22 protein-coding genes are annotated in these 25,165 nt (G+C 34.5%); 16 read left to right on the top strand and 6 right to left on the bottom strand.

Features of this window, described 5'->3' with window-relative positions:
• Positions 1 to 591 precede the first annotated feature (591 nt).
• Positions 592 to 2,187 (top strand): discoidin domain-containing protein, encoded by a 1,596-nt coding sequence (locus tag MUB18_RS19165; protein WP_248754268.1) that lies wholly within the window; start codon positions 592 to 594, stop codon positions 2,185 to 2,187.
• Positions 2,188 to 2,261: 74 nt separating this feature from the next.
• Here the strand turns inward: MUB18_RS19165 and MUB18_RS19160 are convergent, their stop codons facing one another.
• Complete coding sequence (locus tag MUB18_RS19160) at positions 2,262 to 3,887, bottom strand: ABC-F family ATP-binding cassette domain-containing protein (RefSeq protein ID WP_045753903.1); 1,626 nt, start codon at positions 3,885 to 3,887, stop codon at positions 2,262 to 2,264.
• Between the two features lie 385 nt (positions 3,888 to 4,272).
• On the opposite strand from MUB18_RS19160, the gene MUB18_RS19155 reads away from it, so the two are divergent.
• The 5 genes from MUB18_RS19155 to MUB18_RS19135 all read left to right on the top strand — a co-directional run bounded on the left by MUB18_RS19155 (position 4,273) and on the right by MUB18_RS19135 (position 9,624).
• The gene (locus MUB18_RS19155) at positions 4,273 to 4,638 is read left to right on the top strand and encodes a PEGA domain-containing protein (RefSeq protein ID WP_045752340.1); all 366 of its coding nucleotides are present in this window, start codon (positions 4,273 to 4,275) and stop codon (positions 4,636 to 4,638) included.
• A gap of 312 nt (positions 4,639 to 4,950) precedes the next feature.
• Positions 4,951 to 5,262, top strand: coding sequence for a zf-TFIIB domain-containing protein (locus MUB18_RS19150; protein WP_248754267.1), 312 nt, complete (start codon positions 4,951 to 4,953; stop codon positions 5,260 to 5,262).
• Positions 5,263 to 5,686: 424 nt separating this feature from the next.
• The gene (locus MUB18_RS19145) at positions 5,687 to 6,985 is read left to right on the top strand and encodes a TolC family protein (protein WP_248754266.1); all 1,299 of its coding nucleotides are present in this window, start codon (positions 5,687 to 5,689) and stop codon (positions 6,983 to 6,985) included.
• On the top strand, positions 6,986 to 8,047 hold the full coding sequence (locus tag MUB18_RS19140) for an HlyD family secretion protein (RefSeq protein WP_248754265.1): 1,062 nt from the start codon (positions 6,986 to 6,988) through the stop codon (positions 8,045 to 8,047).
• A complete protein-coding gene (locus MUB18_RS19135) occupies positions 8,047 to 9,624 on the top strand; it encodes a hypothetical protein (protein WP_248754264.1) in 1,578 nt (525 codons plus the stop codon). Before MUB18_RS19140 ends, MUB18_RS19135 begins: the two co-directional genes overlap by 1 nt.
• Before the next feature lie 48 nt (positions 9,625 to 9,672).
• Here the strand turns inward: MUB18_RS19135 and MUB18_RS19130 are convergent, their stop codons facing one another.
• A complete protein-coding gene (locus MUB18_RS19130) occupies positions 9,673 to 10,131 on the bottom strand; it encodes a MaoC family dehydratase (RefSeq protein WP_045752336.1) in 459 nt (152 codons plus the stop codon).
• A gap of 237 nt (positions 10,132 to 10,368) precedes the next feature.
• Here MUB18_RS19130 and MUB18_RS19125 point away from each other — a divergent pair, with 237 nt between their 5' ends.
• A complete protein-coding gene (locus MUB18_RS19125) occupies positions 10,369 to 10,893 on the top strand; it encodes a TlpA family protein disulfide reductase (protein ID WP_248754263.1) in 525 nt (174 codons plus the stop codon).
• 178 nt (positions 10,894 to 11,071) lie between these two features.
• On the opposite strand, the gene MUB18_RS19120 is transcribed toward MUB18_RS19125, so the two are convergent.
• On the bottom strand, positions 11,072 to 11,821 hold the full coding sequence (locus MUB18_RS19120) for an isocitrate lyase/phosphoenolpyruvate mutase family protein (RefSeq protein WP_248754262.1): 750 nt from the start codon (positions 11,819 to 11,821) through the stop codon (positions 11,072 to 11,074).
• A gap of 71 nt (positions 11,822 to 11,892) precedes the next feature.
• Complete coding sequence (locus MUB18_RS19115) at positions 11,893 to 12,816, bottom strand: DUF4377 domain-containing protein (protein WP_052627451.1); 924 nt, start codon at positions 12,814 to 12,816, stop codon at positions 11,893 to 11,895.
• A 49-nt stretch (positions 12,817 to 12,865) separates the two neighbouring features.
• On the opposite strand from MUB18_RS19115, the gene MUB18_RS19110 reads away from it, so the two are divergent.
• The 4 genes from MUB18_RS19110 to MUB18_RS19095 all read left to right on the top strand — a co-directional run bounded on the left by MUB18_RS19110 (position 12,866) and on the right by MUB18_RS19095 (position 17,972).
• On the top strand, positions 12,866 to 13,747 hold the full coding sequence (locus MUB18_RS19110; protein ID WP_052627450.1) for a hypothetical protein: 882 nt from the start codon (positions 12,866 to 12,868) through the stop codon (positions 13,745 to 13,747).
• 4 nt (positions 13,748 to 13,751) lie between these two features.
• Positions 13,752 to 14,597 carry an alpha/beta hydrolase gene (locus tag MUB18_RS19105; protein ID WP_248754261.1) on the top strand — a complete coding sequence of 282 codons (846 nt, stop codon included), beginning with the start codon at positions 13,752 to 13,754 and terminating at the stop codon, positions 14,595 to 14,597.
• A gap of 137 nt (positions 14,598 to 14,734) precedes the next feature.
• A complete protein-coding gene (locus tag MUB18_RS19100; protein WP_045753140.1) occupies positions 14,735 to 17,071 on the top strand; it encodes a TonB-dependent receptor domain-containing protein in 2,337 nt (778 codons plus the stop codon).
• A 100-nt stretch (positions 17,072 to 17,171) separates the two neighbouring features.
• Positions 17,172 to 17,972: a DUF4249 domain-containing protein gene (locus MUB18_RS19095; protein WP_248754260.1), complete on the top strand. Its 801-nt coding sequence runs from the start codon at positions 17,172 to 17,174 to the stop codon at positions 17,970 to 17,972.
• Here MUB18_RS19095 and MUB18_RS19090 read toward each other — a convergent pair.
• Positions 17,967 to 18,575, bottom strand: a complete 609-nt coding sequence (locus MUB18_RS19090) for a polysaccharide deacetylase family protein (protein WP_248754259.1) — start codon at positions 18,573 to 18,575, stop codon at positions 17,967 to 17,969. The two genes, MUB18_RS19095 and MUB18_RS19090, sit on opposite strands and share 6 nt — an antisense overlap.
• A 45-nt stretch (positions 18,576 to 18,620) precedes the next feature.
• Here MUB18_RS19090 and MUB18_RS19085 point away from each other — a divergent pair, with 45 nt between their 5' ends.
• The 5 genes from MUB18_RS19085 (at position 18,621) to MUB18_RS19065 (ending at position 23,666) form a co-directional block, all read left to right on the top strand.
• On the top strand, positions 18,621 to 19,991 hold the full coding sequence (locus MUB18_RS19085; protein WP_248754258.1) for a TolC family protein: 1,371 nt from the start codon (positions 18,621 to 18,623) through the stop codon (positions 19,989 to 19,991).
• 20 nt (positions 19,992 to 20,011) lie between these two features.
• Positions 20,012 to 21,313: an efflux RND transporter periplasmic adaptor subunit gene (locus tag MUB18_RS19080; RefSeq protein WP_045753136.1), complete on the top strand. Its 1,302-nt coding sequence runs from the start codon at positions 20,012 to 20,014 to the stop codon at positions 21,311 to 21,313.
• 89 nt (positions 21,314 to 21,402) lie between these two features.
• The gene (locus tag MUB18_RS19075) at positions 21,403 to 22,338 is read left to right on the top strand and encodes a helix-hairpin-helix domain-containing protein (RefSeq protein WP_045753135.1); all 936 of its coding nucleotides are present in this window, start codon (positions 21,403 to 21,405) and stop codon (positions 22,336 to 22,338) included.
• A 2-nt stretch (positions 22,339 to 22,340) separates the two neighbouring features.
• Positions 22,341 to 22,871 (top strand): adenine phosphoribosyltransferase, encoded by a 531-nt coding sequence (locus tag MUB18_RS19070; RefSeq protein WP_045755341.1) that lies wholly within the window; start codon positions 22,341 to 22,343, stop codon positions 22,869 to 22,871.
• Positions 22,872 to 22,901: 30 nt separating this feature from the next.
• Positions 22,902 to 23,666 carry a TerC family protein gene (locus MUB18_RS19065; RefSeq protein ID WP_045753134.1) on the top strand — a complete coding sequence of 255 codons (765 nt, stop codon included), beginning with the start codon at positions 22,902 to 22,904 and terminating at the stop codon, positions 23,664 to 23,666.
• A 63-nt stretch (positions 23,667 to 23,729) separates the two neighbouring features.
• On the opposite strand, the gene MUB18_RS19060 is transcribed toward MUB18_RS19065, so the two are convergent.
• On the bottom strand, positions 23,730 to 25,142 hold the full coding sequence (locus tag MUB18_RS19060) for an alkaline phosphatase (RefSeq protein WP_248754257.1): 1,413 nt from the start codon (positions 25,140 to 25,142) through the stop codon (positions 23,730 to 23,732).
• Positions 25,143 to 25,165: the final 23 nt, after the last annotated feature.

Below are 25,165 nucleotides of genomic sequence, written 5' to 3'. Positions count from 1 at the left end.
AAATATATTTTTTTGTTTTCATATTATAGAATTTATTTTCAAATAATAGTCCTTTTATTTTTTTAATGAGCTGAAATAGAGGGTTTATAATTTTGTTTTATTGTACTTCTATGACTTTTAAAGCAAGATTTTTTGATCTGTTCATATAATAAATAATTTATCTTTTAGAACTGAAATTTTTGATTTCAACTGGACTAAAATAGAAGATAGTAGAACAGATAGGAGTATATTATTGTTATTATTTTATAAAAGTAAAATTCTGTTGTAAAAGATTGTTACTACAGAAATTTTACTTCTCATCGACCAGAAATAAAAATGTAGAATTTAGATTTCTTAGATGAATCATTATTATACACACCGGGTGAAGTAAAATTTTGTAATCTTTTTGTTTATCAACACTACTGCAATTTTTGTTTAGTACTAATTAATTTTTTGATTCTGAATCATTGTTACAATAATATTGTTACATAATACTTAATTTGAGATGAAAAACAATCGTTTGCGTTAAGTAAAATATTATATTTTTTAAATTATTTTTTATAAAATGATTTGTCTTTTCTAAATTAGGTTTATACCATTTAAACATTAAATATGAAGAATAAATCATTTTACCTTTTATGTAGTTTGATACTACTAACCGTTTTTTCCTGTAAGGATATTACACAAGATTTAGCTAATAATGATGAATCCCTTTATGTTGTAAACAAAAGCCAAACACTTGGTTTGACCAATGAGTGGCGCAATAATCCTTACAAATTAAATGTCATTTACTTTGTACCAAACGATGTGGATTCTATTCCAAATTTCAGAAAGCGTTTAAGTAAAATATTACTAGATGCCCAAAACATGTTTGCAGACAACATGGATCGTGAGGGATTTGGAAGAAAATCTTTTGGTTTAGACTTGATCAATGATTCTCTTATTCATGTTATTTACATTGCAGGTAACTCTGGTAAAGCTACTTATCCCTATGAAGGTGGATCTGGAGCTGTAAAGGCTGAAGTAGACGCATACTATGCCTTAAATCCTACGGCAAAAAAGAGTGAACATAACTTAATTATTATCCCAACTTATAATACAGATCCGGCAAATCCTGGGGGTCCTCCTTTTTACGGAACAGGAACCACCTGTTATGCTTTGGACTATGTCAATTTAGATGCGAAAAACTTAGGAATAGGGGGAGATATCGGATGGAAAGCAACAGTTTGGATAGGGGGAATGATTCATGAGTTGGGACATGGTCTAAATGCTAGTCATAATCGTATGAATAAAACGCTAGCACCTACATTGGGTACCGCTTTAATGGGAAGTGGTAACTCCACTTATGGACTTTCAACGACATCATTGACAAAAGCGACAGCTGCAACCTTTAACAATAGCCAAGTATTTAGTGCGGTGACACGTACAGATTGGTATCAAGCCGCATCTGTCGATATTACTTCATTGTCATCATCTTACACCAACAATAGTATCGTTGTCTCAGGTAAATTTACAGCCACTAAACCTGTAAAAGATGTTGTTATCTGGCATGATAGAACTCCTTACGGAGGCAATCAAGACTACGATGCGGTACAATGGGCAGCAAAGGTTATTGGAGTTGATAGTTTTAGATTCGAATGTCCACTAGCTGATTTTTACGATTTAACTAACGAGTATCAATTGAGAATTGGCTTTATGCATGAAAATGGAAGCCGTTCGACTTACAGTTACCTATATAATTTTGTCAATAGTATACCTGATTTGTCCAAGGTTGTGGTTCACGATCTATTGCCTACTACAGGTTGGTCGATCATAGCTGCTGATAGTCAAGAAAATGGTGCTCCTGCAAGTAATGTTTTGGATAAAAATAGAAGTACGATATGGCATACTCCATGGTCTTCTGCACAAACGCCGCAGCCCCATTATTTTTCTGTTAATATGGGAGCAAATCGTTCTGTAAAAGGTCTTGCTTTTCGTAATCGTGATAATCTCAACGGCGCAATGAAAGATATCAATATCTATTCGAGTACGAATGGTACAACTTGGACATTAGTGAAAACGGCACAATTGATACAAGTATCGGGTAGCTGGATTAATGTTGATCTTCCTTCTGTATTGAGTACGCGCTATTTAAAGATTGAGTCAACGAGCTCTTGGGGAAATTTCTTTTACTCTCATTTAGCTGATTTCGGAGTTTATTCAAATTAGTATGAGCGACATAAAAAGGGAGAGGTCTTGATTATTTGATCAAGACCTCTCCCTTTTGTAATAATATGAAATGCTTATTTATACATTTCGGCACGTTGTGCTTGTACGACTTCACTATTGATATATTCATCATAGGTCATCAGTTTGTCGATGATACCTTTTGGAGTCAATTCAATGATACGATTAGCTACTGTTTCAGTTAATTCGTGATCACGAGAAGTGAACAACATTGAACCTTTGAAATCTACCATACCGTTATTCAAAGCTGTGATGGATTCTAAATCCAAGTGATTGGTTGGCTCATCAAAGATTAAGAAATTTGCACCTTGTAGCATCATTCTTGAGAACATACAACGCATTTTCTCACCACCTGATAATACAGAACATTTTTTCAATACTTCTTCTCCCGAGAATAACATCTTACCTAGGAATCCACGTATGAATTGCTCATCGGCATCAGGATTTGTGGTATAATCTCTTAACCAATCGACAAGGTTTTCAGTCCTACCTTCAAAGAAAGGAGAATTGTCCATTGGCATATCTGCCGGAGTAATGGTAATACCCCATTTAATATCTCCTTCGTAATCTTTATCGCGACCCGATATGATATCGTAAAAAGCTGAAGTAATTAATGAATTGGCTCCCAAAACCGCAATTTTATCACCTTTGTTGATCATGAAGGTAATATCTTTGAAGAAAACTTCACCATTTATGGTCTTACCCAATCCCTCTACTTGTAAGGTCTGATCTCCCGGCTCTCTGTTCATGGTATTGAACATGATAGCAGGATATTTACGGTTAGAAGGTTTGATCTCATCGATATTGATTTTATCTAAAGCTTTCTTACGAGAAGTCGCTTGTTTAGATTTCGATGCATTGGCTGAGAATCGACGGATAAATTCTTGTAATTCCTTTACTTTATCTTCAGTTTTCTTATTTTGATCAGTACGCTGTTTCAACGCTAACTGTGACGATTCGTACCAGAAAGAGTAGTTACCTGTATAGATCGTCATTTTACCAAAGTCAATATCCACTGTATGTGTACAGACTGCATCTAAGAAGTGACGATCGTGGGATACGACCAATACAATTGCTTCATAAGTAGCTAAGAAATCTTCCAGCCAAGCGATCGTGTTAATATCCAAGTCGTTGGTAGGCTCATCGAGAATCAAAATATCTGGTTTCCCAAATAAAGCTTGTGCTAATAAAACACGTACCTTTTGATTACCATCAATTTCTGAAACTAATTTATAGTGAAATTCTTCTTTAATACCTAAACTACTCAATAGTGTTGCCGCATTGGATTCCGCATTCCAGCCATCCATTTCTGCAAATAAACTTTCCAATTCACCTGCACGTTCGCCATCAGCATCCGAGAAATCCTCTTTCATATAGATAGCATCTTTCTCTTTCATGATTTTGTACAGTTCTTGGTTTCCCATCATAACCGTTTCCAATACCGTAAATTCGTCGAAAGCATAGTGATCTTGGCTTAAGACCGACATTCTATCGCCAGGTGTGAAAGCAACTGAACCCGTAGAAGGGTCAATATCACCAGAAACAATTTTTAAAAAAGTTGATTTTCCAGCTCCATTGGCACCGATAATACCGTAACAATTACCAGGTGTGAATTTTAAATTGACATCTTCGAATAGTATACGTTTACCATAACGAAGAGAAAGATTTGATACATTAATCATGCTGCAAAGATAAGGTTTATTTCTATAATTTTTATTACGTTTTTATGGGTATTACAAAGTAATGAGTTTGTCTATTATGTTATTATGAGGCTGATAACTGACTATTTTAAGTCATTATCCATGAACTCATATTATTCTATTTTGTTCATATTGTATTTCGTTTTTGAGATGTGTAAAGGTCATCTGAATTTGAGATGAATGACATGATAAATAAGCCTGTAAATTTCAGGTAAAGATCTTCATCAGAACATGTTGTTGATTAGTCTTCACCTATCATGGATAACATAACTAAAATATTGTGATATTTATTTGAATGAATTATTAATTATTTTAACAATAATTAATTTCGTTTTATATCTTTGTGCTTTATTTTAAAAAGCATATTATGAAAAGAATTTTACTATTATCATTGTCAATTGTTACACTCACTTCTTGCGCGACTCTTTTTACAGGTACCAAACAGACAGTGACCATAAAAACATTTCCAGAGGGGGCTAAAGTCGAAGTTGATGGACTTGATAGAGGAATAACACCTGTAGCGGTTAGACTTAAGAAAGGTTTTAGTGGCCAAACAGTAACCTTAAAGAAAGAGGGATATGAATTTAAAATGTTTCAGCCAGAAACTACTTTTAATCCAGTTTCTGTTTTAAATTTTATTGGGATAATTGGTTGGGGTGTAGACGCTGCTACTGGTGCAATGATGAAATATGACCCTAAAGTTTACGAGATAACGTTGGATCCTCAAAAGTAAAGATCGTTGACACGATGACTACCCATATATACCCTGTTGTACGGATTTTATTTTTTATCCTTTGCGACAGGGTTATTTGTTTTAATATAGCTTTAAGCTAACATACTAACAGTTGTAAATCATTACTTGATACACTTTTTTTTAACTTTTATCCTACATGTACCATATTTTTGTAGGTTTTTGAATTGAATACAATCTGATCGCATCATGGTTCTTGTTAAATAATGTGAAAACTAGTTAGGAGTAGATAAGTAGACCATTAATTTGATTAAATTGCTCTTTAATTGATTGGAAAATTAGAAAAAGAAAAATATGAAATGTCCAAATTGTAACGAAACGCTATTGATGACAGAGCGTCATCAAGTTGAAATAGATTACTGCCCAATCTGTAGAGGCGTGTGGTTAGACAAGGGAGAGCTGGATAAGTTAATGTCATACGCTGCGGATCAAAATAAAGTTTCTGCCACTGGTTATGAAGATCGTCCTCTCCGCACACAGCAACATAGCGAAAGATCCGATTATAGAGAAAATTATCGTGGAGATCATCACGATACACAGCACAAACACCAACAATATCCTAAAAAGAAGAAATCCTTTCTTTCTGATTTCTTTGATTTTGATTAAGGTTTAAATGTTAAGCACGCTGCGGTACAACTGTTTCAGAGTCAAATATAAACACAATGTCGCAACGATGTCCAAAAAGTAGTATTGTTCAAATTGAACGATTTACACCTAATTAGTAATTATAAAATAAGGTTTGTTAAAATTCTATTGAATTTAACAAACCTTATTTTATTTATTATCGATTATAATGATCAACAAGTCACATATATAACTTTATTTATTTCTAATATTGAATTATATTTTCTTTAAAAGAATATATTACACATTCTCGTTTGTCTTAAATCGATCTAAAGCACTTGTATTTATTTAATTTTGTCTTTTATGCATAATATATTGGCAATTGTGAAGAAATTATTTATCGAAATAGTCTCTATGTTTGCAACGCAAAATTTTTATAGATACAAAAGTGATATTTATTACCAGAATGGTAAAGCGGATTTTAACAATTGGGTTGTTATCATTTGCTATCTCAGGTGCAAAGGCATCTGATACTTTAAGAACTTCTTTGGATGACATCATCAGTAAAGCATTACTGAATTCCAAGCAAATAGAGCAATCTCGTTTGCAAATTGAAGAACGCGATTTAGCTGTCAAACAGCAACGAATGGAGTTACTCCCTGAAATTTCATTACGAGGGTCTGCAAGTTATGCAACCAATATGCCGATATATGATCAAGGCATTTTTAATAAACCTAGTCAACACGATGTAATCCATTATTTATACGATACAGGAGTTGATTTTTATTTAAATCTATATAATGGACATAAAGATTTAATGAAAATTGAATCTCGAAGATTAGAAGAGCTGCTAGCTTCAATTGAATGGGCAAATGATAAAGCACGTATCAAATTAGATGTCTGTAACCTATTCTTAGCTCTGGAAAGATCTTATATGGATAAAAAACTTATTGAATCTGATATCGGGGATCAAAAGGCACAATTACAAGAAATTAATAATCTGTATCATTCAGGTGTGGTACTACATAGTGATGTATTGCGTATGGAGCTAGAACTTTCTAAGCGTGAACTCTTGCTCGTTCAAATTGCTCACGATATCCAAGCATTAAATCAGAAGTTAAAATTCATTATTGATGTTGACGCTGAGATTATTCCGATTCCTCACGATTTTAAGCTTACGGTCGAAAGTTACGATGATGCCTGGTCATTTGCTCAATACCACGCTTTTAGCCTTCAAAAGTCAGAACAAGAAATTAGGCTAAAACAACTTGCGATTAAACAGTCACAAGCAAATTACCTTCCTGAATTGTCCTTGATAGGAAATTTTACATTTGCGAACCCCCAGATCATGCTTTATCCCTACAATAATAGCTGGTACAATCTAGGAATTGTTGGGCTTAAATTAAAAATTCCAATTTCATCCATTTATCGCAATAAACATATCGTACAAGAGGCAAAGATTTCTTTGGAACGCGAGGAGGTAAGACATCACCTGGAACAGGAGCAGATCCAAAATCAATTACTGCAAGCACATTTAGATTACAAATTAGCTTGTGTGCAGCGTGATGTATGTATCAAAAATGTGGGTCTCGCTAAAGAGAATGCACGTATTATCAAAAATAGGTACTTCAAGTCATCTGCTTTGGTAACTGATTTGCTAGATGCAGATATGGAGTATCTCAAAACCCTGTTTGAACTAGAAACTGCTAAAATCGCCATACAAAAGCACTATTATTTTATTGAATTTTTAAAAGGTACTATTTAAATGAAACCTAAATCTCGTTGGTTATTGACCGATGCTAAGTTGACAACAGCTACCAATTGGATCGCTGTCTTTGTTTTGTGTGCGCTATTATTTTGGGGAGTACGTACTTTATGGATAAGACTCAATTATGCTTATACCAATGATGCTCAGGTAACACAATATATTAATCCCATTATTTCTAGAATAGGGGGCTATGTAGTCTCTGTACATTACCAAGACCATCAAATTGTAAAACGTGGCGATACTTTACTAATTATTGATAACCGCGAATATAAATATGAGGCAGATCAGGCGAATGCTTCGGTTTATAAGGAACATGCAGAAATGAATGTTTTGAGTAGTCAAAAACACATTTTGATGGAGGAGCATGAATCTTTGAAAAAATCTATTGCAGCCAACGAAGCCCGTGTCACTAAGCAGCAGTTGGAGTTTGATCGGTATGAATTTCTTTATGAAGAGAAATCTGCTACTGCACAGCAACTGGAGGCCGTAAAAGCGACTTTGGACGTTTATAAAAGTGAATTGGCAGCTTTGCAACATAAACTGCAAGCATCACAAGAGCGGGTGCATGATGTCGAAGTTCAGAAAACAGTAGTGAATGCCGAGAAAAATAGATTATCAGCTGCTGCTGGACGCAAACATTTGGATGTCGGATATACAATAGTCCGTGCTCCATATGACGGTATGATCGGTAAGCGAAGTATTGAAGAAGGACAAATGATTAGCTCAGGCGAAGTATTGGGTTTTATAGTAAACGCAGAAACACCGACATGGGTAACAGCAAATTTTAAGGAAACACAGTTGCGTTTTCTACATATTCATGATCAAGTAGAAGTCATCGCCGATGCTTACCCAGACCGAGTGTTTAAGGGTAAAATTATTTCAATATCTCCTGCAACTGGATCGTCATTCTCTTTACTACCACCAGATAATGCTACCGGCAATTTTGTAAAGATCGTACAGCGCATTCCTGTACGAATTGAATTAGATAAAAAACAAGGTGAACAAGTCTTACGATCGGGAATGAATGTCAATGTATCTATTGCTAAACATAAGAAATAGTGAAATCAATATTTAAGCAATGGGTTCCAGAATGGCTTATTAAATTAATTTTATTCAGCTGTTTAATGCCGAGTATGGTTTTATTCTTTTTACCAGGAGCCAATGTGGAGGTTACAGCGGGGTACTATGGTTCCCAACCCAGTGATGTACAATTTTTGATTATTCTGTTTTATGCCGGATTTGTTGGATTTTACATCTTAGAACGTCGGTTTTTTCTCTTTTTTCCTGTTAAGCAGTATTGTATTATATTCAATCTATTGCAGATTTTGAATTGTTATTTGATGTATCGTATTACCGATATTACGTGGGTCTATGGCTTACGTTTTATCCAAGGCATGCTGTTTGCAAGTGCTGTTAATCTCTCCATATCGATGATATTTTCATGCTTAAACAGCGAGCGGGCTAAAGAAGTCAGTTATTCCATTTTTTTTGGAATGCTACTCTGTAGTTCCCCTTTTAACAGTTTTGTAACTGCAGAATTTATAGATTCATTTAATTTTGATGAATTATACCTCTATGCCGCTTTGGCTTTTTTACCAGGTCTGCTGTTGGTATTCATCTCAATGACCTCCATACGCCACGTAAAACCTTATCCTTTATTTTCATTGGATTGGCCAAGTTGTATCTTTTTCAGCGGTCTCATTATTGCTTTTGGTTACATGATGGTGTATGGTCAAGAAGTATATTGGTTCTGGGATGCGCACATGCAACTAGCACTAGGTATAGGAATCGCATTTTTAGTATGTTTTGTTCTGCGTCAAATGACATTAAAACGAGTCTATATCAAAATTTCTATTTTTTCGAATCGTCGATTTCTTCTAGGATTACTGATTCTCTATATGATGTACATAGAACGATTTTCCCTATCAGTATCCAATCAATATTTTCTACAGGTACTCAAGGTGGATCCGATCCATCTTTCGTATATGCAGTGGTTTAATATGTTGGGAATTATTATAGGAGTTTTATGTGCTATGTACTGGATCCTTGCACATCGATCTGTGAAATGGATATGGATCCTTGGTTATTGCTTTTTGCTAACATTTCATCAGATCATGTTCTTTTCATTTGAAAGTAAAGGCAATGATTATTATTTCTGGATTCCCCTTTGTCTACATGGGATAGGCGTAGGACTAATCATGGTACCGACTATATTATTTACGATTGCAAGCGTTAAGCCTCATTTTGCCGTTTCGGCAGCAGCGATATGTCTGGCAGCGCGGTATTTCGGGTACACCTGTAGCATCGGCTTGCAAAATTTCTTCAAATTATTTGAAAGTAATCAGCATCAACAGATATTTCAAGATTATTTGCAACGAAACAATGTTATTTTACAAACTTATTTTGATAAAGAAGCCACTAAACTACTGGAAAATGGTCTTCAATTTCGTGAACAGGCTACTGCGGTAAAGCTAGTAACGGAGCGTGTCAAGAATCAATCTTTCGTTCGTTATGCTATGGATTATTATGAATTGATGTCCTTCATAAGTATCTGTATATTAATTATCATTTTTTTATCTCCAACGTTAAAAAACATGTATAAAAAACTTAAACAAAATATAGTTTCACCAGCATAATAAAAATGCATTCATACCTATGCTAAAGTATGAATGCGTTTTTAAATATTACATAAAATGATAAAGGAACACGACATCACCGACATAGGCAGGTTTCGCATGATCTTTGATCAATAATGTTGCTTCTATAATAACTTTGATGACACCTCTTAGGTTGTTAACCGATTTTACTTTTGCTTGTAACTGAACTTCACTATCAACTAATACGGCTTGACCAAATTTTAAATTTTCGATACCATAGTTAATTTCCATCTTCACATTTTTTACCTCGGCAATCTGTTTCCAGAGGTAAGGTATTAGTGAAAGTGTCAAATATCCATGAGCGATAGTCGATTTGAAAGGTCCTTCAGATTCTGCCCTTTCTTTATCGACATGGATCCATTGATGATCCAATGTTGCATCAGCAAAACTATTGATTTGTTTCTGATCGATCTTATGCCATTGCGATAATCCCAAGAGTTTACCCTCATAGGATTTATAGTCTTCGTAATTGTTTATTGTAACCATATAAATTTGATATGTTAGTTGAAAGTGACCACTCTTGCTACCTGAGACAGTTTTTTTATTTCAATATAGCGAATATATAATAAAATTAGATGATCCTTTAATGAAAAGGGTATAAAAATTAAATCTACTTTGTAACATGCTGCATTTGATCCTAGTGCGCAAGGACGATGGACGTCAGCTGATGCTGGTAATGCGATTAAAAATTCCTATTTTTAGTACGAGATTATCTAAAGTAATATGCGAGTATATAAGAAAAATTTAAGTTGGATTATCATGGCAGCTGGATTGTTTTTCTCATCGTTTATAGACTCAGATGGTATAGCAGATACATTGCCCACATCAAAAGGAATGTATGATGTACTATTTCAAAATCATGCAGGTATTGAGATCAATCTACAAGATTTAAAAGGAAAGGTAGTAGTGATCAATTATTGGGCGAGATGGTGTGCTCCATGCATAGCAGAAATGCAGGCACTTAATCAATTATATGTAGAGCTGAAAAGCAATAAAAATATTGTTTTCATGGCAGTAGACATGGACCGGAGTATGAATAAAGCGATACGTTTTATGGAGAAAAGAAAATATAGTATTCCAGTCTATCAAATTAATTCACCAATTCCCGAAGATCTAGCTACCCGTTCTATACCAACAACAATTATATTAGATAAAAAAGGATTTTTGGTGAATAAGCATGTAGGAGCCATGAATTTTAAATCGATCAAGTTTAAAGAAGCTTTACAGCAGTTAAGCGAAGAATTGTAAGATGTCATTTTCGTTGTAAGATACACCACTTGGTCAACTTACTTGCGGCTTTACAATCATTCAATATTAAACTGCCTTCAGTAAGTTTATCTCTTTCTGAAGGCAGTATATATTTAATAAATAAAAATTGTTGAATTAAGAACCTTGCTCCTTTAAGAACCTTCGGAGTTATCAAATATTATTTTGGAAGATTTGGATTAATCAGAAAATCATGAAATAGTTTGGTGTTTTTAGCAACTAAATATTCATATATTTTCGCCCCGTGGCTCAATCTCTTCACACCAATTTCTCCCAAAATTGCGGCTTTTGGAAGCTTGTCCGTTAAAAATAAATTGAGCGGTAATGTTGTTGCAGTGACTATCTGTTCAATATCTTCCTTACTTTCTGCTAAGGGGACAAATAGACCATCTGCACCCGCTTGACTATATATTTGTGCTCTCTTTATAGTTTCTTCAAGTGCACTCTCGTGTTTGGTCGTGTAGGTATCTGTTCTAGCATTAATAAATACATTTTTAGTCATTGCTTTAATTGCCGCAATTTTATCGGCGAGCAGGTTTGATTTTCCCAGTTTACGTACCGATTTAACAACCTTTCCATCTTCAATATTAATTCCCACAACACCCAGATCTGTTAATTGCTTGACATACTTGGCTACTTGATCAGGATCATCCGAATAACCGGATTCAAAATCTACAGAAACAGGTAATTTGACTGATTTCACAATTCTCTCGATCATAAATAGTAAGTCATCTACAGGGATCTGCTCTCCATCGGCATAACCAAGTGAGTTGGCTATCGCGTGACTAGAGCTTCCTAATGCTTGAAATCCCGACGACTCTGCAATTTTTGCGCTCTGTGCATCCCACACATTTCCTAATATAAGAATATCATTCTGTTGATGTAGTTTTGTAAATTTCGAATATGACATATCGTTTTATTTTTATTGTAAAACATATCATCCTATGAAATTGTTTGTCAAACAACAGTAAAAGCATTTGCTTACTTTTCAGAAAGTCCAAAAATAGCGACGTGCTTGTTTTTAATATAGAGATTAAAAGTTTGTTCAGCAATATCATAGTGCAGATCTTTGCTCTCAAGTACCTGATATAGGTCTGCTTCGATATTTTCTCCCATACAAGCACGCATGGTAGTGCCCAGATTGGGAAATGAAATTTTATTACTACTTATGACAAATGGCCCGAAGAAATTATTACAGCTGGAGTTACCTGAAATACGACCGTTATGTGCATCAAATAGGAGAAATGCATTGTGTTTGGATACTTCTTTTCCATTTAGACTAATTAATTTCCATTTAAATTTTGATAAAAATGCAGCTGCGGTGGGTAAAGATATTGTGTTGGTTATAGTTTTATTTACTAGTTTCACTAAGTCATATTGATATGCCGAAGCGTCTTGTGGAGGGTTTTCTAGCTTTGTGCGGTTAACGATTATGTTATAGGTATACCCTTCTTTATAGTCAAATCCATTGATATGATCGTAAAAATATTCCCATTTGTCATTTCGATTAAATTTTACCATTAAACATTTCATCTGTCCAGATCCTTGGCAATCTACGCGTTTGTCATTGATTTCCATCTCAAGCCGTTCAGCTTTTGTTAATGATTTATGTGTTATTTTTAACAGTGAATAACGATAGCTGGGTTTATTAAGTTCCGCATTTTTTAGCTTTATTCTTCTTACACGTAGTTCATAGTTATAATGCGGGTCATAAGTAAAAGACTCAATATGAGCATAAAATGGTTCCCAGTTTATACTGTTATAATATTTAACTTGTAATGCTTGCTCGTGTGGAACGCCACTTTTTATTTTAATTGTGAAATCATTGGTTTGAGCCGATGACGTAAAACCTATGGTGGTAAGGAACAAAAGTAATAGTGCCGAGAATTTGATCATATGCTTCATTTGTAAATAGAAAACGGTGTATCATTAAAAAATATTGTACTTTTAAGGTATGAATCACTTAAACAAAGTTATTGTTTTTTACTTTTTGTTCGTACAATTTCACATTGGGTATAGTCAACTAAATCCGCAAATCTTTAAACCGCAGGTCGCTTTGGGTGAAATTGTCGATAAACAGTTAAGTGAATTGTCAGGAATTATCAATGCAAAGCAATCTTCTTATTTTTGGGTACATAACGATAGCGGTGATGATGCGCGTGTTTATTTGATCAATAAGAAAGGCAAATTAGTTTGTACCTATGAATTGGAGTCTATTCAAGTAAAAGACTGTGAAGATATAGGGCGAGTCATGATCAAAGGAAAATCATTTTTAATCTTAGCAGATATAGGTGATAATCGAGCTCGCCGTAAAAATATTAAATTGCATATATTTCCCGAACCTGTTTATAAGGATGGGGATCAATTGGTCTCCATTCCAAAGGATGATATTCGTACCGTTACGTTACGATATAAAGATGGGCCAAGAGATGCAGAAGCCTTATTTGTTGACCCAATCGATCATCAGCTTTATATCGTTTCAAAAAGAGACTTTCAATCTACCGTATATACAGCAACTGTATTTAGCAACAGTAAAAAGAACTTTAGCATGCTGACACCCGTGCAGAAATTACCCTTTACTTTTGTAACTTCTTCAGATATTAGTCCATCGGGAGACGCTATTTTGATTAAAAATCTCACGCAAATTTTTTATTGGAAAAGAAGAAGGGGTGGGTCAATTGAGCAGACTTTATCTCAAAAACCTGTCTCAATTCCTTATGAAATTGAGTCGCAAGGGGAGGCTATTGCCTTTGGTCTGGAAGGTGAGGGATTTTACACCGTAAGTGAACGTCCATTTGGATTAAAATCATATCTTTATTTTTTTGAAAAACGATAATATAATGAACAAAAGTATCAAGTATTGGCTGATCAGCCTTATTTTCGTCCTTATCTGCAGTGGTATCCAAGCTGCAACAGTCGATACGTTAAGTATCGAAAGTAAAAGTATGTCAAAAGGAATCAAAACAGTTATTGTGCTTCCTGATAAGTATGATAAAGCAGCACAATATCCAGTATTATATCTGCTACATGGTTATAGTGGCCGATATGATAACTGGGTCAATAATGCTCCAGAAATCAAGAAACTTGTCGACATCTATAATTATATTGTCGTATGTCCTGATGGAGGCTTTGACAGTTGGTATTGGGATATAGCAGGTGATAAAAACTACCAGTACGATACATTTGTGAGTCAAGAATTGGTCCATTATATAGATACACACTATGCAACAAAGAAAGATCGCTCGGCACGTGCGATAACCGGTTTAAGTATGGGAGGACATGGAGCGATGACCTTAGCTATCAACCATCAAGCGACATATGGTGCTGCAGGAAGTACCTCTGGAGGTTTAGATATTCGCCCTTTTCCTATGAATTGGAATATTAGAAATAGGATTGGCACATACTCCAGTCAACCGATGGAATGGGAAGCAAAATCAGTTATTAATTTGATCCATTTACTTGAACCAAATCGCTTAGAATTAATCATAGATTGCGGTAAAGAAGATTTCTTTTATAAAGTGAATCTGGCCATACACGATAAATTGGATTATCACAATATTGCTCATACATTTATGACACGTGCAGGAGCACATAACTGGGATTACTGGTCAAAATCAATCGTTTATCAAATGGCATTTTTCAATGAATTTTTTACTAAAAAAGTAGAGTTCAAAAAAAATAAATAAATAATTGGCTATTTTGAATAAATGATATAAATTTGTAATACTGAAATCTTTATTAATTTATTATAAACTTAATGACATAAAGCCTTTCTAACCACAAGGCTTTTTTTATCTTTGGTAAAAATCACTAATTTCATATAATGTCACGATTACTAAGACCTATCCTTTTTATTTTTTTCTGTTTCTTCTTTAATTTTTCTTTCACTTTTGCACAAAGTAAATTTCAGTATTCGGGATATATTAAGAATGCTGCAAATGGAGAGACACTTATAGGTGCGGTCGTGCGAGATCTTAATTCCAGTCAGATCGCAAGAACCAATAATTATGGTTTTTATTCAATTCAGTTACCGTCAGGTAGCCAGTCTATTGCCATATCTTATGTTGGTTTTGATGAACGTATATTCACTTTGGATATCGATCGTGATAGTGTATTAAACGTAGATATGACACCTGCTGGACGAAAGTTGGAAGAGGTTGTCGTATCTGGCCGAAGAAAGATTGGAAATGTTTCGGGTGTGCAGACCGGATTGGTAAAGTTGGAGATTAAAGATATTAAAAATATTCCTGTTGTTTTTGGTGAGCAAGATGTGTTAAAAACCATTCAACTATTACCAGGTGTTACCAGTGGAGGCGAAGGAAGTAGTTCTTTTTATGTCCGTGGTGGTGGTGGCGATCAAAATCTAATTTTATTGGATGAAGCAGCCGTGTATAATGCATCACACCTTTTTGGTTTTTTCTCTACATTTAATTCGGATGCAATCAAAGATGTTAATTTTTATAAAGGAGGTATGCCGGCCCATTTTGGAGGCAAGGTGTCTTCCGTTATGGATATTAATATGATTGATGGTAATAATAAAAAATTCGGTGTAGAAGGAGGTATTGGATTGATCGCTTCAAGGTTAAAAGTAGAAGGCCCTATAGTTAAAGATAAGGGATCTTTTATGATCAGTGGACGTAGAACATATGCTGACTTATTTCTAAAACTATCAAAGGATGAAGATATTAATAAAAGCAAATTATTTTTCTATGACCTCAACGCTAAGGTAAACTACCGTTTTGATAATAAGAACTCCGTGTTTTTATCTGGTTACTTTGGCAAAGATGCCATGGCTTATAGTGATTTATTTGATTTCAATTGGGGGAATGCCACTGGAACAGTACGGTGGAATCATGTTTGGAACAATAAATTGTTTAGCAACACCACATTTATTTATAGCGACTTTAACTATAATGTGAATGTTGAAGACAATTCAAATTTTAAGATCACATCTAAAATTGAAAATTTAAACTTAAAGCAAGACTTTCAATACTATCCCAATAACGATCATCAGATTAGATTTGGATTACAAGCATCTGCTCAGACCATACGTCCTGCTAGTCTGTATGGAGGAGAGGGGTCTGCCGTTAATACCATTGAAATTGAACCCCGAAAAGGATTAGAGACCGCAGTTTACATATCTGATGAGTGGACGCTTTCGGATAGATTCAAAGCACTTTATGGCTTAAGAATAAACAATTACAGTATGTTGGGCCCGGGCACCATCTATAGTTTCGATGCAGATGGAAATCAAACGGCAAAAACCCTATATGATAAAAATGATGTAATTCAAAATTACCTTACTTTGGAACCTCGACTATCATTAAATTATATGTTCAATGAAAATCAAAGTATTAAAGCATCTTTAAATCGAAATTCTCAAAATTTGCACCAGTTAACCAATACAACATCAAGTCTTCCAACAGATCAATTTGTACTGAGTTCCAATAATATAAAACCACAGCTGGCCAATCAAGTTTCATTGGGATATTTCCAAAACTTCGACAACGCCAAGTATGAAGCCTCGGTAGAAGCCTATTATAAAGATCTGAAAAATCAGATCGATTTTAAAAATGGCGCAGATTTACAAGCAAATGAAATGCTGGATGGAGAACTTCTATTTGGTAAAGGTAGAGCTTATGGTATAGAATGGTTTTTGAAGAAAAACAAAGGGAAGTTAACCGGATGGTTGAGTTATACCTTATCAAAAAGTGAGCGTCAATTTGATCAGATTAATGGTGGAAAGTGGTTCAATGCACGACAAGATAAAACCCACAATGTAGCATTAGTTGCAATGTATAAGTTAACGGAGAAATGGACTTTAGGATCAACCTTTGTGTACTACACCGGTGATGCAGTTACATTTCCTTCTGGAAAGTATCAAGTCGATGGCAAAACATTATTTTATTATACGGATCGTAACAGTTACCGGATGCCCAACTATCATCGATTAGATATATCTGCAACCTACGATCCAGGTGCTAAGTTAAATAAACGATATTCGTCTTCTTGGTCATTTGGGCTTTACAATGCATATAATAGAAAAAATGCATATCTCATTGATTTCAGAGAAAATGAAGATAATCCAAATATTACAGAAGCTTATCGGATTGCACTTTTTGGAGTAATTCCTTCTGTAACCTGGAATTTTAAATTTTAATGATCTAATGATCATGGATCACTAGAACTCATGACAATGAGTATAGTTAGTTATTCATGAATGTTAAATCCCTTTTTTAAAAAAAAATATTTTGATAAAAATGAAAGTTATTTTTAATTGTATCGCGGTATTCATAATTGTCTTTTTGAATTCTTGTGAAGATAAAATTGATTTGAAATTGGATTCTGTAGCGGATAAGTATGTAATCGTAGCAGATTTGCATAATGCCAATACCGCACAGATGATCGTGATTAACCGTGCTGTTGATTTTTCTAATAACTCAGCGAGTAATCCTGTGATAGGTGCCAATGTTGTCGTGAAAAATATAACAAGTGGTCGGTCGTATCAGTTTGTTGATCAGAGCAATGGTGAATACATAATGGACCGTATGACTTTGAGAGAAGGCAACAGCTATGCCTTATCGGTTCAAATGCCAGACGGAAGCTTGTATGAATCAACCTGTACGATGCCAGCATACGTTGCTGTCGATTCTATCGGCCTAGTTCGTAAAAAAACATTCGATGAAGAATATATATATGCTTCGTTGAGCTTTTTAGATCCACCTGCAAAGGAAAATTATTATAAATATAAAATAAAATTGAATAATGAAGATTTCAAATTCAGTGATGTATTTAGTGATAAGTTTAATGATGGTCTTTTTGTTGAGCATGAAATTGCCAATGAAGATAATGACATAAAAGTAGGTGATGAGATTAAAATTTTGAGACAATGTATCGCTAAAGATGTTTACACTTATTGGTCAAATATTAAAGGTCAAAATCCAGGATCTGCTGCCCCTTCAAATCCAATTTCCAATATTTCAAATGGTGCATTAGGTTATTTCAGTGTAAGTAGTGCCCAATATTATGATTTGAAAGTGTTGCAAACCAAAAAATTATAACAATTCAAAATGATAATTTTTTGATAGTAAATAAGCTATCGTTTTTGGGAGCGCATATTCAACTCTTGGAATCGCCTTTATATTATCATGGAAAACGATGATAGAACCATTTTTAGTATGTTTAATAGCATTTTTATAACACTTTTCCGGAGATAGCGATAGATCAAAATCGCCAGTGAGTACATCCCACATGATGATTTGATAGTCAGGGTATAGTTTTGCTAACTGTGATTTTGTGGCTCGGCCGTAGGGTGGACGAAAGAGATTACTTTGAGTTAATTCTTGACATTTTTGAACATTTTCAAGATAATGATCATCTGTAGTTTGCCAACCTTTTAGATGATTATAAGTATGATTGCCGACTTGATGACCCTCAATCAAAATTCTTTCGAATAAATGTGGATTTTTTTTAATATTTTCACCTACGCAAAAAAATGTCGCTTTGATGTTATATTGTTTTAATGTATCTAAAACAAAAGGAGTTAATTCTGGAATCGGCCCATCATCAAATGTGAGGTAAATTTTGTTTTCTTTCCTTGATTTATTCCAAATTGATTTTGAATAAAATAATTTAAGAAAGAAGGGTGCTTTTACAAGATACATACTTTTATATTTTAGCAAAAATATTAAAACTATTAAGTTCTTACTATGGACGATAGAAAAAATTATAAAAAAATAGCTTTTATGACCATCATGTTATCCATGATGGGACTTACAAGTTTTGGACAAAGCAAAGTAACTGTTGAAGATGCGATTCGGATCACGTTGGAAAAAAATCTGCAAATTAAGCAAGCTTCTTTAAACAAGGATCTAGCGGCTCAAGATGTATTTCAGGCCAAGTCAAACTTGTATCCAGATTTGAGTTTAGGAGTCAGTCAACGGTTTAATAATGGTCTTGCGTTTGATCAAGTATCCGGAACACTGATCACGGGTAATAAATGGACGACATCGACTGGAGCAAGCTTAAGTTCTAATGTAACCGTATTTCAAGGTTTCCAAAAAATCAATCAGATCAAAGCCAATAAGTTGTTGCTGGAATCAGCTGCCTCCCAAATCGAAAAGATTAAATATGATCTCATGTTATCCGTGTTGGTTAATTATTTGGAAGCAATCACTAACAATGAGATGATGATTGCAAGCGCTCAACAAATTCTATTATCCAGAGAGCAAGTAAAAACCGATTCCATTCAATTCCAAGTTGGTAATAAAACATTGGCAGATCTTTCGCAGTCTAAAAATCAAGTTGCAACAGATGAATTGAATCTTGTCAATGCGAGAAATGCGTACGAATCGTCATTACTTGCGCTAAAGCAGTTGATGGAATTGCCACCACAAACAGACCTCCAATTGGTCAAGCCTAAAGTGGAAGCCATCAATCATGTACTAGGCCAGTACGCAGCCATAGAGGTCTTTGAAAAAGCTAAAAGCTTCAATCCACAAGTTAAGAAAGCGCAGATAGACAAACAAGTTGCTTTAAAGCAAATTGATATTGCAAAAGGGGGCTATTATCCTACTCTTTCTGTAGGTGTTAGTTATGGTACCAATTATTCATCGGAAGGAAGAAATCTTTTTACAGGAAGCTATCTTCCATTTGGTGATCAATTAAATCAAAATAAATCATTTGGTTCTGGCATTACGTTGTCTGTTCCAATTTTTGATAATAATAGAAATAGAGTAAATGTTTCAAAGGCAAGGATTAATCTACAATTGGCAGAAACCAATGTTCAACTTTTGGAAACAACTTTGAATAAAACAGTTAATCAAGCTGTTTTGGATCTTTCTGCTGCAGCCCAGAGATACCAATCAAGTATGTCCGCATTCAATAGTGCTACAGATGCTTTTCAGGTCATCAAAGAGCGTTATGATATTGGGATGGCCAATGGTATTGAATTATTTACTGCGCAGACAAACAGAAATAAAGCTGAGTTTGATTTGATTCAAGCCAAATATAATATGATCTTTAAAGATAAAATAATTGATTATTATGTTGGAAATCCTATTAAATTCGATGTCAATTAACCTTATAATGAAAATCTGAAATGGCTAAAAAGAAAAGTAAATTACCAAAAATCATACTCATCAGTGCAGTCGTTATCCTCGTATTGGTTTTGGTGGGGAGCAAATTGGGATGGTTCGGAAAAGGGGATGTGGTCAAGGTTGCAGTAGACGTAGCCAAAGAGATGAATATCAATGAACTGGTGTCGGCAAGTGGAAAAATACAACCTGAATTTGAAGTCAAATTAAGTTCTGAGGTATCAGGAGAGGTTGTAGAGTTGAACATCAAAGAAGGCGATATTGTTAAGAAAGGTCAAGTGTTATGTCGTATCAAACCAGATATTTTGCAGTCTGGATATGAGCGATCGATTGCGACCCTAAATTCACAAAAGGCAAATCTAGCTGCTGCTCAACAACAGTTGAAACAGCAACAAGCTAATTTTAGGAATGTGGAAGCTACTTATAAACGAAATTTGGAATTGTTTAATAAAAGAGTAATTTCTGCTGCAGAGATGGATAAAAGTTCATCCGAATATTATTCCGCTTTGGCAGCTATCGAAGCGCAAAAACAAAATGTACTTTCCACTAAATTTGGCATTGATCAATCACAGGCAACTGTAAAAGAGGCAAAGGATAATTTGGATCGTACCACGATCTATTCACCGAGTGATGGTGTTGTATCGTTATTGTCAATCGAATTGGGAGAGCGTGTGGTGGGGACAGCACAGATGGCTGGAACCGAAATCATGCGTATCGCTAATATGGACGCCATGGAAGTGAATGTAGATGTTAATGAAAATGATATCAACCGTGTACGTGTAGGAAATGAAGCCGAAATTGAAGTAGATGCATATCAAGATCGTAAATTTAAAGGTATCGTCACTGAAATCGCTTCTTCATCTAAAAATATTGCAACTGTTAGCGCAGGTTCTTCAACAGAACAGGTTACCAATTTTAACGTAAAAGTGAGAATCCAGTTAAGTTCTTATGAAGATCTGTTAAAAGAAAATCATGTATCTCCTTTTAAACCAGGTTTATCTGCTACGGTACAAATCTTCACAAAGCAACAAAAGGGGCTAGCAATTCCAATCCAATCCGTAACGATAAGAAATGGTAGTGGAGCAGATAGTCTAAGTACCGATAGCCTCAAAGAGTATGTGTTTGTATTCAATAATGGTTTGGCAAAACAGACTGTTGTCAAAACAGGGATTCAAGATGATAAAAATATCATTATTTTATCGGGACTTAAAAAAGGTGACGAAGTTGTTTCTAGACCATTTGATGCAATATCAAAAACATTGAAGAATGACAGCAAAGTTGAAAAAGTAGATAAAAACAGCTTGTAGATATTCGTTTATTTAGTATTTGTTTGATTTTCAATTGTTTTGTTTTATCTTATTTAAAAAATATGTATTTTAAACGAAACTAAATCCACGTGTTACAGCAGTTTTTTAAATATTTTAATTTATCAAGAACTGAACAGAATGGTTTCTTTATACTTTGTATATTGATCTTATTGCTGTTCAGTTTTCCATATATTGTCAATTTTTTAAATAAAACTGACTTCGATCACTATAATATTCAAGCATTTACAGCTACTCAAAAAGCTGTAAATGCTGATCACGATTATCAAAACACATACTCTTCAAAGACAGAGAATACATCCTCTATAGATGTAAATAGAGAAAAAAGCTTGTTCCATTTTGATCCCAATAGCTTAGATGAGGAGGGATGGATGAAATTGGGTTTTACGAAAAAGCAGGTAAAGGTCATTTTCAATTTCAGAGCTAAAGGAGGTAAATTTTATAATAAGAAAGATCTTGCCAAGATCTATTCCATTTCTCCAGCTGAATTTAAACGAATAGAAAATTTTATTGTGATCTCCCCAACATCTATGCAAAAACAAACTCAGGATAAGTTAGAAAATCGTACTATGCTAAGCAATACTGCGTCGGGTAAGAAATATTTACCCGCTATAATCGATGTGAATAGAGCTGATACGACCGCTTTTATTACATTGAAAGGAATCGGGTCTATATTTGCAAAGCGAATCGTAAAATACCGCGAATCGCTAGGTGGTTTTGTATCTGTAGACCAAATTAAAGAAGTGTACGGATTATCGCCTGAGACATTTGAAGAAATACTTCCAAATCTGGAAATCAACTCAGATATTGCTATTTCCAAACTTGATATTAATCAAATGGACGAGAAGTCTTTGGCTAAACACCCTTACATTAGTCCGAAACAAGCGAGAGCAATTGTCAATTACCGTAATCAGCATGGTGGTTTTCAAAATTTAGGTGATTTAAGAAAAGTGATTCTATTAGATGATGATTTTTTGCGTAAACTTGCTCCATATTTAACATTTTAATGATGCTTGAAGAAAAATTAAAACATATCATTCGTGATGTATATGATTTTCCAAAACCTGGAATCGTTTTTAAAGATATCACACCATTATTGCAAGATGCGCAGCTATGTACAGAGATGGTAGACGTATTTGTAGATAAACTCAAAGATTGTCAACTAGATGCTGTAGCGGGTATCGAAAGCAGAGGCTTTTTATTTGGATTGATGTTGGCCAATCGTTTACAGGTACCTTTTATTCCTATTCGTAAACAGGGTAAATTACCTTTTCATACGATTTCAGAATCCTATGCTCTTGAATATGGACAGGCTACTATCGAAATGCATGAAGACGCTTTTCCCAAAGGAAGTAAAGTGTTGATTCATGATGATTTATTGGCTACAGGAGGTACAGTTGTGGCTGCGAGTAAATTGATCGAAAAATTAGGTGGTGAAGTTGCTGGGTACTGTTTTGTTATAAGTTTAGATTTTTTAAATAGTCAGGGAAGATTAACCAGATTTAGTCCCCATATTTTTTCGTTAGCACATTATAAATAATTTAATTTATAAAAACCCCCAATATATTTTATGGAATGGATCTCGGACCCACAAATTTGGATTTCACTGCTTACATTGACTGTACTAGAAGTGGTACTTGGTATCGATAATATTGTTTTTATATCGATTCTCAGTGGTAAACTTCCTGCCGAGCAGCAGAAGAAAGCGCGTCAGTTAGGCTTGATATTAGCATTGGTAACGCGCGTATTATTGTTATTCTCTATCAAATGGATTATGTCATTGACAGAACCATTCATCAATCTAGCGACCACGTTTGGTATTGATAATCCCGATTGGTCCCGTTATTTGGAATTATCAGGAAGAGATTTGATTTTATTTATTGGAGGCCTATTTTTAATTTATAAAAGTACAACGGAGATACATCATAAAATGGATGGTCCACACGATGAGCAAAAAGTCAGTAAAAAAAGCGCAACTTTTATGAGTACGATCTTACAGATATTAGTTTTAGATATTGTTTTTTCACTAGATTCAGTGATTACAGCTGTTGGTATGGTAGATCAGATCGGAGTGATGGTTGCTGCCGTTATTATTGCTGTATTGATCATGTTGCTATCTGCAGAACAAATCAGCAAGTTTGTCAATGATTATCCATCGGTCAAGATGTTGGCGCTATCGTTCCTTCTTCTAATCGGAGTATCACTGACAGCAGAAGCATTTGATCAGCATATTCCTAAAGGATATATTTATTTTGCGATGGCTTTTTCTGTTCTAGTAGAATTCTTAAATATAAAAAGTGAGAAAAAACATTTGCAAAAGCAAAGCGATAAGTAAGTAAATAATTAAGCAAAACGGGATATCACATGTGATATCCCGTTTTGCTTAATTTAAAGATTATTATAAGCTCAAGTCTGCAGCTTGTGCTATTTTTTTAGGAATATCGATATTTTCCATCTTATGTGTAAACAGTTCTGATCCAGCTCCTATAGCATAAATAGGAACATAACCTGCAGAGTGATTACCAGATCCCCAAGAAATATTAGCAACTTCATTTAAAGTTTTAACAGCTATCGAAACCAGCTTGTCGTCATTCGCATAGAGGCTTTTTTCAGTTGCATTAACATGTTTGATAAAACTATTTTCATAAGCATCAAAGATTGCTTTCTCTTGATTTGCATTGACTTTAACTTGAGTCCATAATCCCAGATGATCTGACAATACAGTTTTGATTTGTTCCCAAGTAGCATTCGGTTGATTTATTCGTAATTTAGAAATTATCTTAGAGAGTTCTCCTTGTGAAACTTTTTGATTAGCAAGAGCTTTAAAGTTTAGATTACTACTTCCCGTACCCAATGTCATGCCACCAGTTTCATGGTCAGCAGTAATGATGATAAGTGTTTCTTCTGGGTATTTTAAGTAGAAATCATAAGCTACCTGAACGGCATTATTGAAATCGATCACCTCGTGCAGTGTGGTAGCAGCGTCATTGCTATGGCTTGACCAATCAATCTTGCCGCCCTCGACCATTAAGAAAAAGCCTTTGTCATTATTTTTAGTAAGCGATTCAATTGCTACTTCCGTTATATCTTTAAGATTTAGATCACCATCTTTTTGGTCAATCGCAAATTTTAAAGATTCTGGATCAGTATCTTTATTATTCATCAAGATCATCTTGTTCGCTTTTGTTTTTAAACGATTATAATCTGATTTTCCGAATGCTAATGTATATCCCGATTTCTCAAATAGGTTAAAGATAGGAGTAACAGATTCTTTAGCAGCATTGGTATTATGCTTTAAAAATCCAGATCCAGCAAAAAAGTCAAAATTTGATTTTGTGATATCTGTTGCAATTTCATAATACTTGTTTCTGTTGGTTTGGTGTGCATAAAATGAAGCGGGAGTAGCATGATCAATACTTACACTTGTTGTAATGCCTACTTTTAGTCCTTTCTCTTTAGCTGCATATGCGATGCTTTTTAGTGGTTTCGTTTGTGTAGAATCCATTCCAATCACACCATTTTTTGTTTTAGAGCCGACCGCAAGGGCTGTACCACCTGCTGCGGAATCTGTAATACCATTAGAAAGAGAATATGTAGATGCAAAAGTAGCGATCGGGAATTGTGAAAAAATTAGTGGCTTCACACCGATCCGATTTTCAAGATCTGCCAGATATACTTCTGTTGAATTTACCTGATTCAATCCCATACCGTCGCCGATCATGTAGAATATATATTTCGGTTTATTTTGAGCAAATAAAATGGATAGTGATGCTAAGTAGAAAAATGCGGTTGCGAATGTACGTTTAATCATGTCTAAAGTTAAAATGAATGTTG

Origin of the sequence: Sphingobacterium sp. PCS056 (genome assembly GCF_023273895.1) — a bacterium.
GTDB lineage: Bacteria > Bacteroidota > Bacteroidia > Sphingobacteriales > Sphingobacteriaceae > Sphingobacterium.
This window is presented reverse-complemented; position numbering and strand designations above follow the sequence as displayed.